At 33.7% G+C, this 12,802-nt stretch carries 13 protein-coding genes and 1 tRNA gene; 9 read left to right on the top strand and 5 right to left on the bottom strand.

The window, feature by feature from the left end:
• The first annotated feature begins 24 nt into the window (after positions 1-24).
• From J655_RS23100 to J655_RS23125, 6 genes are all read left to right on the top strand, one after another.
• Positions 25-114, top strand: a tRNA-Ser gene (locus J655_RS23100).
• Between the two features lie 178 nt (positions 115-292).
• The gene (locus J655_RS23105; protein WP_032006411.1) at positions 293-1,105 is read left to right on the top strand and encodes a helix-turn-helix transcriptional regulator; all 813 of its coding nucleotides are present in this window, start codon (positions 293-295) and stop codon (positions 1,103-1,105) included.
• Between the two features lie 91 nt (positions 1,106-1,196).
• A complete protein-coding gene (gene elbB / locus J655_RS23110) occupies positions 1,197-1,859 on the top strand; it encodes an isoprenoid biosynthesis glyoxalase ElbB (protein ID WP_017481765.1) in 663 nt (220 codons plus the stop codon).
• Between the two features lie 55 nt (positions 1,860-1,914).
• The gene (locus J655_RS23115) at positions 1,915-2,652 is read left to right on the top strand and encodes a 4'-phosphopantetheinyl transferase family protein (RefSeq protein WP_031945064.1); all 738 of its coding nucleotides are present in this window, start codon (positions 1,915-1,917) and stop codon (positions 2,650-2,652) included.
• Between the two features lie 106 nt (positions 2,653-2,758).
• Positions 2,759-3,295 carry a YbhB/YbcL family Raf kinase inhibitor-like protein gene (locus J655_RS23120; protein WP_032006412.1) on the top strand — a complete coding sequence of 179 codons (537 nt, stop codon included), beginning with the start codon at positions 2,759-2,761 and terminating at the stop codon, positions 3,293-3,295.
• A gap of 86 nt (positions 3,296-3,381) precedes the next feature.
• A complete protein-coding gene (locus tag J655_RS23125) occupies positions 3,382-7,647 on the top strand; it encodes an AMP-binding protein (protein ID WP_032042268.1) in 4,266 nt (1,421 codons plus the stop codon).
• A gap of 128 nt (positions 7,648-7,775) precedes the next feature.
• Here the strand turns inward: J655_RS23125 and J655_RS23130 are convergent, their stop codons facing one another.
• On the bottom strand, positions 7,776-8,333 hold the full coding sequence (locus J655_RS23130; protein ID WP_017481770.1) for an NAD(P)H-dependent oxidoreductase: 558 nt from the start codon (positions 8,331-8,333) through the stop codon (positions 7,776-7,778).
• A gap of 116 nt (positions 8,334-8,449) precedes the next feature.
• Here J655_RS23130 and J655_RS23135 point away from each other — a divergent pair, with 116 nt between their 5' ends.
• On the top strand, positions 8,450-8,785 hold the full coding sequence (locus J655_RS23135; RefSeq protein WP_005300806.1) for a winged helix-turn-helix transcriptional regulator: 336 nt from the start codon (positions 8,450-8,452) through the stop codon (positions 8,783-8,785).
• Positions 8,786-8,812: 27 nt separating this feature from the next.
• Positions 8,813-9,031: a DUF6500 family protein gene (locus J655_RS23140; protein WP_017481771.1), complete on the top strand. Its 219-nt coding sequence runs from the start codon at positions 8,813-8,815 to the stop codon at positions 9,029-9,031.
• A 64-nt stretch (positions 9,032-9,095) separates the two neighbouring features.
• Here the strand turns inward: J655_RS23140 and J655_RS23145 are convergent, their stop codons facing one another.
• The 4 genes from J655_RS23145 to J655_RS23160 all read right to left on the bottom strand — a co-directional run bounded on the left by J655_RS23145 (position 9,096) and on the right by J655_RS23160 (position 12,069).
• Entirely contained in the window at positions 9,096-9,977 is an 882-nt protein-coding gene (locus J655_RS23145) for a hypothetical protein (protein WP_032006639.1), read from the bottom strand.
• A gap of 44 nt (positions 9,978-10,021) precedes the next feature.
• Entirely contained in the window at positions 10,022-10,378 is a 357-nt protein-coding gene (locus J655_RS23150) for a hypothetical protein (protein ID WP_032006638.1), read from the bottom strand.
• A gap of 69 nt (positions 10,379-10,447) precedes the next feature.
• Entirely contained in the window at positions 10,448-11,368 is a 921-nt protein-coding gene (locus tag J655_RS23155) for a pyridoxal-phosphate dependent enzyme (RefSeq protein WP_032006637.1), read from the bottom strand.
• A gap of 149 nt (positions 11,369-11,517) precedes the next feature.
• Entirely contained in the window at positions 11,518-12,069 is a 552-nt protein-coding gene (locus tag J655_RS23160) for a TetR/AcrR family transcriptional regulator (RefSeq protein WP_032053319.1), read from the bottom strand.
• Positions 12,070-12,509: 440 nt separating this feature from the next.
• Here J655_RS23160 and J655_RS23165 point away from each other — a divergent pair.
• Positions 12,510-12,802 (top strand): helix-turn-helix domain-containing protein (locus J655_RS23165; RefSeq protein WP_032053321.1); only part of this gene is annotated, 293 nt, incomplete at its 3' end.

A 12,802-nucleotide genomic window follows, 5' to 3' on the forward strand; every position in this document is an offset into this window, starting at 1 on the left:
TTTTTAGTTACTATCGCACGCCTTGGTGAGGTGTCCGAGTGGCTTAAGGAGCACGCCTGGAAAGTGTGTATACGTTTGCGCGTATCGAGGGTTCGAATCCCTCTCTCACCGCCAGAATTGAAATTTAAAGAGGCTTAAACCTAATGGGTTTAGGCTTTTTTATATACAATAATTTTATTTTACCTCATCTATTAGTTTCATATTAAAATAAAATATATTATAATTATAAGAACATTTTCTATCCCCCTGCTTATCTGTCTACAAATTATGTTTAATGCGTATATAATTTATTATGGATAACCTGATTTCATCAACTAAGAAAGCTATTAACTATCATTCTTATGTAAAATTACCTTTTTCCATTTATTCTGCTTATCAAGAACAAAGAATTAAAAATGTTCCTATTGCAAAACCTTTACTTATAGTGATTTTAAAGGGTGTAAAAGAACTTGGTAGTAGAGGTGATATAGAATGTTTTTCAGGTTCTTTTATATTTCTTTCTAATAGCTCAAGCATTGATATGCGTAATATTCCAAATCAAGAGGAATATTATGCTCTTCTCATAGATTTTGAATTTGAAGACTTTAATGAACTTCCTAAGACTTCAGGAAACCCTAAAAATTATGTTCAAGGTCAACTTAATCCTCTTTTAGAAAGTGCTTTACATCAATTTATAGACTTCTCATCAATTGCCCCATCTTCTGCATTTAAGTTTAGAAAAAGAGAGCTTTTAGAACTTATTTATTATTCAGGTTATACGGATATTTCCAATATGAATAAAAATACAAGTTTAACTGAGAAGGTTCAGTCATTAATTTCTGATCATTTATCTACAGAATTAACAGTTGAATTCATTGCCTCTCAGCTTTTTATGAGCTCTTCCACTCTAAGAAGAAAACTTAAAAACGAAGGAAATAGTATTCAAGACATCCGAAATAGAGTGAGGTTAGGATATGGCCTACATCTAATTCAAACCTCTAATACAAGTATTGGAGACATTGCATTTCAATGTGGCTATCAATCTCAATCTAGATTTACAGAACAATTTAAAAGTTTGTTTGGGCTTACCCCTCGTGAGCTACGTAAAACCAAAATGCTCACTTAAGGCGAATTTATGGCAATTCTGCGTATAAAATTTTTCAGGAAGAAAACTTAAGATCTTTTGCACACTTAAAAAAAGGTTCTTAAGAAAGTAGATGAAAAAAGTAGCAGTAATTTTATCGGGTTGTGGTTATTTAGATGGTTCTGAAATTAGAGAATCTGTTTTAACCCTCTTAGCTTTAGATGCAGCAAATATTGAATATCAAATTTTTGCACCCGATGAACCTTTGTTTCATGTTGTGAATCATGTAAAGGGTGAAGTAAATACTGCTGAAAGCAGAAATATTTTACAAGAAGCGGCAAGAATTGCCCGTGGTGAAATTTCATCACTCGATAAACTTGATAAAAGTGAATTTGACGGTCTTTTACTTCCGGGTGGGTTTGGAGTCGCAAAAAATTTATCAACTTTTGCCTTTAAAGGGGCAGAGGCAAGTGTACACTCTGAAATTAATTCAATTTTAAAAGCGTTCCACCAAAGTAAGAAACCTATCGGAGCAGTATGTATTTCTCCTGCGCTCTTGGCGCTTACATTTGGAGACTTACACCCAAATATTACGTTAGGTTCTGACGATAATATTGCTAAAGAAATTGAAAAAACAGGCTCGATTCACCATGTCTGTCAAACCTCAGACTGTGTAGTAGATAAACAAAATTTATTTGTTACTACTCCTGCCTATATGGATGATAAAGCTAGCTTAAAAGATATATATCAAGGTATTACAAAGTTAGTTAAAGAAATAAAGGACCTAGCACATTAATATTTTAGGGATAGGTCAGCTATCCCTAAACTTAATATAAAGATATGATTTTATAGTGTTAAATAATTTCTTAAATTTCTATAGTAATCGTTCGCTTCCCAATTATTTTATAAAAAAACACAAGGTTTTTTATAATCAGAATTTAAATTTATATATGGGCTATTGTGAGTTTGAATTTAAAGAATTTGACATTCAAATGTTTAATCAAATGTCAATTTTTTTTCCTGATAGTTTAAGTCCATGTACAGTAAAAAGAAAAAGTGAATTTTTAGCAGGACGTTATGCTTCACAGTTAGTATTATCTGCCATAAGGAAAGATTACTTCTATCAAAAAGTCGAAATGGGAAAATTCAAAGAACCAATTTTCCCATTAAATATAATAGGTTCAATAACACACAGTGAAAATATTGCAATATGTATAGCTACTCAATCAAAAAATGTAAATTTCTTAGGGATTGATATAGAACCTATCATTAGTAAATTAGATTTTTTCGCATTACACGATAAAATTTATACTTATCAAGAGTTAAAAATAATTAAAAACTCAGGGATTGATTATCTTTTAGCAGCAACATGTATATTTTCTGCAAAAGAAACTATATTCAAGGCATTCTTTTACTATTTACAGAATAAGATCGATTTTAATAATTTTAAATTATACAAGGCATACACTAGAGGCAATACAATCATAATGAAATTCCGCTTAGAAAAAGAGTATAGTACATTTAGAAGAGAAGTCCTTGTTAAAGCAAAAATTTATAAAAAACACGTTATAACTTGTCTAATTAACTAACAAATAGCGATTTTGATTAATTTAAGCTAAAAAGTGATTTATTGTAGATAAAATTAAATAACAATAAATATTAGAATTTTTTACCTTTTTTTGAGTCAAGATTCTCATGAATAAAATTGCTCTAGCTTTTCTTTTACCTTTAATTACATGCACACATTTATCGGCTGCAGAATTTCAACTCAAAAGTAGTGATATTACAGCTAATAAATTTATGAAAAAGGACCAAGAGTTTCAAGGTTTTGGTTGTGAAGGAGGCAATAAATCTCCTCAATTATCATGGAGTGGAGCACCAAGTGGTACTAAGGCCTACGCAATTATGGCTTATGATCCAGATGCTCCTTCAGGTAGTGGCTGGGGGCACTGGCAGGCAGTAAATATCCCTTTAGAAGTCACTTCTGTTTCTTCTGGTACAGGACATTTTAATAATAAAGATGTAATTGAAATTAAAAATGATTATGGCCAAACAGGTTTTGGTGGTGCTTGCCCACCTAAAGGTCATGGTATCCATCACTATCAATTTACTGTTTATGCACTTTCGGAAAAACTAGATTTACCACCTAATGCTTCAGCAGCATTAACAGGCTATATGGTAAAAGCTCACTCTTTGGCATCTAGCACTATCGTTGCTCTTTATCAAAAGTAAGAATAATAGTTTTATGGGGATTTTCTTCCCCATAAAACTATAAATTTTTTGTTTTTATAAAAATCTCTTTAAAAACGGAAACTACAATGTTTGATAAAGAAATACCGGTGCAACAAAAAGTTTTAGCTCTTCATGGAATGGGGAGTAATAAATTAGTTACGGAGCTTCAACTTCAAAATTTAGGAATTGTTAATGAAAATTATAGTATAACCTATATTAATGGTGTTATTTCTGTGGATACACCAGAAGTTAGTTTATCCGAATTAACAAATATTATTAATGAAGAATGGTATTCTTGGTTACCACCTAAAGCTCAATGGCATGAAGTTAATAGCGAAATTCTTTTAAAAAATATTTGTGAAGCTATTATAAAAGTTTTAGTAGTTATTGAAAAATATGGCCCATTTGATATAGGTTATGGTTTTAGTCAAGGCGGTTATATTATTGATTTAATCAACAATCTACCGAATGATCCCATTTTGCTCGAAGCAGTAAAAAGTCATTTAGGAAGAGAGTTGTCTTTTGATATTTCTACACAACTTCCTTTTAAAAATTTAATTTATGCATGTGTTGGTTCTACTCTCTCAATCTCAGAGCTTCGTAGATTAGCAGGTCTATCGAAAAGAAAAGATGATTTTAAAACACAAAGTATTATTTATTTAATCGGAAAACATGATGTTCAAAAAAGTTATTCTGAAAATTTTGTTCTAGAAAATAGCAGCATTATAAGTCAAGTAATATATTTAGATGGTGGACATGAAATTAATAGTAATGTACCGGATCATATTAAAAAAAGTATAAAAGAGTCGCTTGAAAATAAAGTACCAAAAAACAGTTCGAACAGTATGCTGAGACCATCTTGCACCTTTAGCTCTTTAGAAGTTTTCGATGAGTACCAAGCAACTCAAGTATATATTAGTACTAAAGATCAGCCACATACTATTGTAGATTTACTATCTAAAAGGACATCTACTGCGCCATTATTTAGGCATGCACGTAATAATGATCAAAGTTTATGTACTACATATGGTCAGATGCTAGCATTTCTTAGCCCAAAGGGTGAAGGTGATCTTCGAAGAATAGGGGTTAAAGACAACGAAATTATAGCTTATGTAGCCCCTCCAGGTGGTAGTGCTGAAAGTGCTGTTACTTTTCTTACAATAGCAGCTCAGGCATGTGCAGTCCCTCTTTCTGTAACGATGACAGAAAACGAGACACTAGAAGCCTTAAAACAACTCCAAGTAGATCACATTGTAATTTTTGAAAATGTAAATGCCAAAAGTGTGATTACTGCTTGTGAGAAATATTGTGCTGAACTTAGTAAACAACTCCACTATGTTCAAATACTAGGTAATGAGGCTCCTGGCCTATTTAGATTTAAAAACTCATTAAAAGATTTTGAATCTTTACCTCCTTTATTGTCATCTGCGGAAAATGACTGTTTATTATTACGAACTTCTGGAACTACCTCTACTCCAAAAATTGTTCCTCTAAAACAAAAGGATTTAGTTCTAAATAGCACGATCTTAGCGAATAGTATTGGAATTAATGAGTTTGATATTACTTATAGCGTGATGCCATTAGATCATATCGGAGGAATATCAGCTTCAATTCTAGCTAGTTTATCAGTTGGTGCTGCAATTACATGTGACGGTCTATACAATCCACAATTAATGGTTGAAGCTTTAAAAGAATCAAGCCCTCAACCTACATGGTATTCTAGCGTACCCACCATTCATGTTGCTACCTTACAATATCTTAAGCAAAATAATGAAAAGTATTTGAATGAAGATGGAATATGGACTGAACATAATTTAAGGCTAATACGTTCAGGCGCTGCAGCTCTTAGGGAAGAAGATCGAATTGCACTAATGCGCACTTATGACTGTCCTGTCCTACCTACATATAGCATGTCAGAATTAATGCCAATTTCGCAGCCTATCCAAACCGAAATGAGTTGGGATATTCAAGAAGGTTCTGTTGGTGTACCACTAATCGCTTCTTTAATAATTGTTAATTCAGAAACTCTACTCCCACAACCATACGGAGTTACTGGTGAAATTGCTATTTCAGGAGATACAGTTTTTTCAGGATACAAGGATAATTCAGAAGCTAATCAAAATTCTAGATTTTTAATGAAGTTACCAAATGCAATTAAAGAACAGGTTTGGTTTTTAACGGGAGATTTGGGACAAATAGATAATCTCGGTAACTTGACATTAAAGGGTCGTTCCAAAGAATTAATTAAACGAGGTGGAGAACAAATCTCTCCAAGTGAAATAGAAGATAAATTAATCGGTTACGCGGGTATTGATCTTGCAATCTGCTTCCCCGTTCCTTCTGAGATTTATGGAGAAGAAGTTGGCTGCGTAATTGTTTCTTCCGACCCCAAATTTGATAAGGAAAATTTAAAAACGTGGGCAGGTCAATTAAGAAAATTTTTAATTGAACAGGGAGTTGCTATTCATAAAATTCCTTCTATATGGACTACCGCAAACAAAACAGATTTGCCAATGACCAATAGCAAGAAATACAAACGCAACTCCATGGCACAAGCACTTCAGATTACTACAACCCAATCCCCAGCCAATTCCAGCTTAAATACAAATAAAGAAATATTAACTAAAAATATTTCACCGGATAAACCTAAGGTAGATTGGGACTCAATAGCAGGATTTAGATTCATTCTCGCATGTTATGTTATGTTCATGCATTTTGGGTCTAATAATTCATGGGATGCTTTTAATAATTTACGTCAATTCCAATGGCATGTTAACAGTTTCTTTATATTAGCTGGTTTTTCCTTAGCTATATTAATGCCTAGTTTAATCCAAAAGAAATTCGCGTTTGTGAAATCAAAAATTGCTGTAATGTATCCTTTATATGTATTGGCAATTATATTTGCAATGGCGAATCTCTTCGTTAGTTGTGAACCTTCAACTTTCATTTCTAATTTTTCTTGGGCATCTTTACATAGCACGGCTCCATATTGTCAAGGTACACCATTAATAGAAAGTTCATGGACTGGTAATGTAATTTCATCATTAATAATTTATTTAACTGGACTTCAAGCAACACCACTCTGGGGAGCAAGCTGGTTTATAGGATTCTATTTATGGTTTATCTCCATGTATTTCCAGTGCCTAGTTGTTTTTCCACTGGCCTATAATGCACTCTACAAGAATAGAGGTAATATAAATAAAATATTACTTTACATAGGTGTTGGACTAATTATCAATATGATTATCCTATGGGGTTTCTGGTATGGGTATGCTATTGATTTTGTGGGATATGGACCTTTTGACACTATTACGGGAATTAAGACAACGCCTTCCGCATCTCAAATACTAGAAGCTGGTAAAGATAATGCTGTTGGACTAGGGTTTTACTTGTTCGCGCCTTTCTGGATGATATATTTCTTATTAGGGATCGGAGCCGCTTTTTTATATGATGCAATTAGACCAACTGAACAAAAACGTTCTCAAATTTGGGGTTATATTGCAGATAGTATTACTATAATTATTCTTTGTGTTGCGGCTGCTCATGTTTCGCAGGGTTATTTTCATTTAACCCCTGAAATTACAAAAGTTCCTGTAGACTTTTATTTCATGAGACCTGAAGAGGCAAATAGTTATTCTGATCCAGGAATTACGAATCGAATTTGGGACGAAATTTATAGTCGTTCATTTGCACCTCTAACTCTCCTATGGATTTTTGCAATTAGTACAGGAAAAGGTTTAACAGCTAGAATTTTAAGAGCACGCCCTTTATCTCAATTTCTTGCTCCTACAGCTTATGCTTGTTTTCTATTTCATCAAATGGTGGGGCAATGGTACTATGCGATTACACGTCATGGACATTGGTGGAACTGGTGGGAACATCGTAAGAGTTTCTATTGGTTTAGCCCAGAACCGGTTCCTGTAGAATGGTATGAGTACTTCTATCTTGTAGGTTTAGTTGTTCTCTTTGCAAAGTTAGTTCAACCATTTGATAGCTTACTTCATAACATTTATTCGAAACTTTTGGGAATAGCCAGAAAACAAAAACTAAAGGAACAACCTGCCTTAGATATTGCTAATATCGTATTAAAAACGGCTACTAATATAGCTGGCTTGGAAGTTAGCAGAGATCTTGGTTTAAATGATAATGGCTTGGCCTCGCTTGGTACTGTTAGATTTATTAGTGCGCTTGAAACTGAGTTTTCTTCATTTAATTACAACTTGTCTCTTTCAGTTTCAGAAGTTATAGCAGCTCAAGATTTGAATGAAATTATTGAATTAATTCAAAGAAAGCTCAATGAAGAAGAGGAATCTGAATTGATAGAAATTGCTTATAAACAAAATACAATTTAGATTAATTTTCTGAAAAGTTATTTCTATGACAAAAAGGAGATCCTGAGTTTTCAGATCTCCTTTTATTAAGAATAAGTATTACATAATCTTATTACCAACCCCACATTCAGGCCTCCCCCTTTTTAAACCTACTGAGACAACGCGAATAACTTCTGAACATACTCGATCACATTATCTTCTATATCTTGTTGAGTCGGAACATCGTCATCTTCAGAAGGGTTGGTGTCTAAACCATAAAATGCATGAAGTGGTTGATAGTCCGCCCCAACATATAAAGCCGTTAGCTTAAATGGAGTCAAAATCTGCTCTAAAGAAAGCTTGTATTCACCAGACTCTGAATAAACTTTTTCTTGCACACCCGCAGATAAAGCCAACATAAACTTTTTATTTTTAAGCTTATCGCCTGTTGAACCATACCCCCAACCATACGTCACAACTTCATCAATCCATTGTTTCAATAGCGGTGGACAGTTAAACCAATACACTGGAAATTGAAATACTAAATTTTCATGTTCTTCGACTAGTGCTTGTTCTTTGGCAACATTAATCACCCCGTCTGGGTAGGCTTGATAAATTTGATGAACTGTAAATTGGTCTGGGTGTTTTTCTAGTTCTTCTACCCATCTTTTATTTACAACAGATTGGTCTATGTGAGGATGGGTAACAATGACTAATGTCTTTTTCATTATGAAAACACTCTTATCGGAAAGTTGATAAATCGATTATAGAAGTGTGCTTTCCTAAATATAAGTACGGTAATTTATGTTATATACTATACTAAAAGATAGTGTAGATTTTAAAAATGACTGAGTGCATTCCTTCATATACACCATTAGAAGATACGGGTTTTGGCTATACTCTTTCTTTGATTAATGGCAAATATAAAATGATTATTATGTATTGGCTGTATGAAAAAAATGTCATGCGTTTTAATGAGATGCAACGTTGTATTGGCAATATTTCGTTTAGAACACTCAGCAATACGCTTAAAGAATTGGAAAGAGATGGACTGATTACTCGCAAGGAATATCCTCAAATTCCGCCAAAGGTTGAGTATCGACTTTCAGAAAAAGGGCAATCTTTAATTCCTTTGTTAGATATGATGTGCCAATGGGGCGAGCAAAATAAGCCGTCTTAGTTTTATAGACTTGAAGTGATACTAAATATGAGAAATGAATTAAGAGAAACTTTTATTAAGGGATGCGACGATAAAATTGAAAAGAAGGGAGACAATGTCGGTCTATCTTTTTATGCTTTTTTTAAAAATAAGAATGATAACCCTGAGTTACTGATGGAAGCAGCGCATTGGTGGATTATGGAGCATAAGCTAGATCACTTTGAGAAAGCTGTGAAGATTAAACAATTGGTTTTGTGTGGAAGCTAAAAATAGTATTATTTAAAAGGCTTAAATTTAAGTAGTTTAAGCCTTTTTATTATTTTAAAAAGATTTACTTAACATATGGCCAAACATCAGGATCTATATATTCTTCATCTATATGATAACCCTCAGCCTTAGCTTTTCTTTCTTCCTTTTCCCGATATTTTTTATTTTTAATTAGTCTCTTTTTAAATGCTTGCTCGAATTCACTAGGTGTCATTTTATCAGAGTCAGGAATTGAGTCTCTTTCATTGTAACGAACACTCTGAAAGCTAAATCTAAGCATATATTGTTCTTCATTCCGCTCATTTTTAGCTGTTCTTTTTAAACTTATATCTAAAATAACCCCATTAGCATACAACCTATAACCCAATGATTTTGTCGGGCTGTTGTTTATTATATTTTTCCACTCCTCAAAGCTAAAAATATAACTCGGGTCAATGACATCACGACTTTTCGATAGATGCTTAATATTATCTTCTTTAGCGATACGCGGAGCATCTGTGAAGAAATAGTTTTTCCAACCAGCCTGATTAATACGTTTCATTAAAGCTACATAGCTTTGATAAACCTGCTCTGGGGTAGCAAATTCTTCTTTTGTGAGGCCAGCATCAATATCTAAAACTTGGATCCCTTCATTTTTATCATATTGAGTTCCTAATACAGAGAAAACATGCTCAATCGATAAAGTGTTAGAACCATTCTCTATAGTTAATTTTCCTAAGTTAGGAGGAGAAAATTGAAGTTCTCTAAAGCTAACGCCAGCTGGGTGATTATCGACATTTCCATCACTATATTTTGAAAAATCTTGAATACCTTTTTCACCCATATGCAAAGTGTAGGACGGCTGATTCAAAGTCAAATTTTCATCATGCTTTTCGGTTGGCTGACAAGCGGAAAGTAATAATCCAAAAATAAAAATTAAGAAATATTGTCTAAATTTTACCGTCATTACCAATTTCTCTACTTTGCTATTTCCCGACTCTGCGATAATTTTTAATCCTGGACAATAAAGTTATATGTCTTGTCAATTTCAGCATCACCACCTGCATAGAAATCAGCTCTTATATGAATTCTATATTCTCCTTTGTGCTTAGGGGTTCCTTTGATTTGTATAACATTATATCCATCCAAGTCATCAACAGGTTTAACTGTTACGCCTAGGTCTTCGGGTATATTAGTTTCTAATTCAGCGTATTTATCAATAACTTTCCCACCAGAAATCCTAATAATTTGTTGATATTCTTGATTAATATAGGCAACTGGCAAGTCCTCTGGAGTAATCTTATATTTTTTACCGCAACCTGTAATTATGAGAATAATGGAGAAAATAAATATTAATTTATGCTTCATTAGAACCTTTACTTATCGGGGAATAAGACTAAAAATATTTTGCATCTATTCTAAAATATATTAGAAATTTCATATTTCTAATGCTAAATCTTTCGAATATTTGAACAGCTGTTCCAAAGTGACCGTTGCCCCTCCACACACGATAACTAAAATATTATCAGTTGGAGAAAAGGATAATTTTTTATTGTACAAAGTGGATAAAGTCGCACCACAAGCTGGCTCAACTAATGTTCTATGATCATCTAAAAAATTAAAACAAGCTGCTAGAGCTTCTTTATCTGAAACAGTCAAACTAATAACCTGTTCAACCTGCGAAACTTTAAAAGCATTTTCGCATACTTGTTTAGCAGCGAGTGTTGTAGCAATTCCAGTTACTTCATTTAACTTCGCATGCTGACCAGTCTTGATAGAAGTATTTAGAGAAGCTGTTCCCTCTGTTTCTACAGCATAGATAGGAATATTAAGTAAATTTTTTATTAAACCTTGGCTAATTCCTGAGAGTAAACTTCCACCGCCAACAGATAAAATAACTGCATCTGGTCTTACACCGTCTGAAATTACTTCATCAATAATATGAGCAACACCCTCCCATAAATATTGGTCATCAAAAGGATGAATATATACAGCTTCTGAATTTACATAAGTTAGAGCGAGATCATTGGCTTCAACCCAAGATTTCCCATGAACAATGACTTCTGCATTTTCTTGCTGCATGAGATTTATGGCTTGTGATGAAGTTGTTTCAGGAACAACAACAGTTACAGGAATACTTAATTTATTTCCCATGTAAGCAGCTGAAATCCCAGCATTCCCCCCAGAAGAACTAATAAATTTTTTTGCACCTCTTTTTGCATATTGCTGACAAGCATTACCAATACTTCTTTGCTTAAAAGAACCTGTTGGCTGTGAAGATTCCATTTTTAGCCATACATTACAATTATTTAGTTCACTTAATTTATTTGATTTAATACAAGGAGTTTTTGGGTTCATATTTAATAAATTTTATTGAAAAATAGGGATTAATATCCTTTGTGTTTTATCATTTATTCCACTCTTAAGCAAAAACGAGTTTCGCAATCTTTAATATAAAAAATTTCTTTTAGCTACTAAAAGCCCAACTCCCGTCGGGCCTTCCCCTATCAAACCCGCTTTAAAAAATACTCAAGCAATGTATCTCTGTCCTTTGCCTGATCTGAACCTAAAAGTCCAAAAATCGCGCCATCAATCATAAATACAAAAATATCAGACTCTTCATATGTGGCTCTTTTTTTAGATTCCCTCAGTACCCAAAAAATTTCATTTTTAAGCCAGCGCCTATATCTGAGTGCAGTTTGATAGGCATTTGGATAAAGCTTTTTAATTTCAAAAATCGCTTTAAACAAAAGGTAATAGGCACCTTTTAGGTCAGCATGTAAAAGGTAAATTTGCCTGAGTTGATGAACCAAATCTGGATATTGGCGAGCCTCGCTTACCGCCCGCACTTTTTCTTTTAACTGTTCCTTTTGAACCAACAAACACATTTCAATCAGTCTTTCTTTGGAGTGAAAGTAGTTGTAAAAGGTGGCTTTAGTCATTTTGGCCTCGCGAACAATTCGGTCCACCCCGACCTTGTTGAAGCCATGTTGTTTAAATAACTCTGCTGCTGTGTATAGCGCTCGCGTCGCTCGAAAGGAAGCTTCTAAATTTTTCATGTATACCGTTTAAAATAATTTCTTGTTGTAAATAAAAGAGATAGAAATGCCGTCGCTCTTAAATTGAGCGCTAAAAACAGGCATGCAAAAGCCGCACGAAAAGGTGTGCTCGCCTATCTCGGGTTTTATTGTTGCTATGATTTTTTAGTCGTAATGACCTATGGTTTAAAACCTAGAGTCGATTAAACCGTTTTAAAGACCAGTTGGGTATAGAGTCAAAGATTTTGGCAAAGGTTGCCAATGAGATAGATAAAATAGTACGCATGTGCGAACTCCTGTATGTATTAGAAGCTCTACCACAATTACTGCTAAATAATGGTGGCAGGACGAAAAGAGGTTAGCAGACTGGACATACAGAACCAGCACACCCGAAGGTGTCCCCCTTCCGCCCTGAACTGCACCCCATAAGTTAGACTTTTAAAACTTATGAGGTGTGCTCTATGCCAATTCCGAAGCATTCAAAAGAGTTAAAATTAAAAGTCATTCAAGCTTATTTAGAGGGAAGTAAAGGATATAAAATCCTTTCACAAGAATTTAATGTAGATCTCCAAACCATCCGCTTATGGATTGAAAACTATAAGGCACAAGGTGAAGATGGCCTGAATGTTAAAACTAAAAAAACCTACTACTCTTCCGAATTTAAAATCAAGGCTGTACAAATGCTTCTTGATAAGATACCGGTAAGAGAAGTTAGAAGACGGTTAAATCTGAGCGGGACGTCAATTTTAAGAAG

It is taken from the genome of Acinetobacter sp. 1294243 (assembly GCF_000588015.1).
In the GTDB taxonomy this organism is placed as follows: Bacteria; Pseudomonadota; Gammaproteobacteria; order Pseudomonadales; family Moraxellaceae; genus Acinetobacter; species Acinetobacter pittii.

Excerpts from the sequence above, each read along its gene's own strand:
- J655_RS23105 (WP_032006411.1), top strand. The coding sequence starts at position 293 with ATGGATAACCTGATTTCATCAACTAAGAAAGCTATTAACTATCATTCT.
- elbB (WP_017481765.1), top strand. The coding sequence starts at position 1,197 with ATGAAAAAAGTAGCAGTAATTTTATCGGGTTGTGGTTATTTAGATGGT.
- J655_RS23120 (WP_032006412.1), top strand. The coding sequence starts at position 2,759 with ATGAATAAAATTGCTCTAGCTTTTCTTTTACCTTTAATTACATGCACA.
- J655_RS23125 (WP_032042268.1), top strand. The coding sequence starts at position 3,382 with ATGTTTGATAAAGAAATACCGGTGCAACAAAAAGTTTTAGCTCTTCAT.
- J655_RS23130 (WP_017481770.1), bottom strand. The coding sequence starts at position 8,333 with ATGAAAAAGACATTAGTCATTGTTACCCATCCTCACATAGACCAATCT.
- J655_RS23135 (WP_005300806.1), top strand. The coding sequence starts at position 8,450 with ATGACTGAGTGCATTCCTTCATATACACCATTAGAAGATACGGGTTTT.
- J655_RS23140 (WP_017481771.1), top strand. The coding sequence starts at position 8,813 with ATGAGAAATGAATTAAGAGAAACTTTTATTAAGGGATGCGACGATAAA.
- J655_RS23145 (WP_032006639.1), bottom strand. The coding sequence starts at position 9,977 with ATGACGGTAAAATTTAGACAATATTTCTTAATTTTTATTTTTGGATTA.
- J655_RS23150 (WP_032006638.1), bottom strand. The coding sequence starts at position 10,378 with ATGAAGCATAAATTAATATTTATTTTCTCCATTATTCTCATAATTACA.
- J655_RS23155 (WP_032006637.1), bottom strand. The coding sequence starts at position 11,368 with ATGAACCCAAAAACTCCTTGTATTAAATCAAATAAATTAAGTGAACTA.
- J655_RS23160 (WP_032053319.1), bottom strand. The coding sequence starts at position 12,069 with ATGAAAAATTTAGAAGCTTCCTTTCGAGCGACGCGAGCGCTATACACA.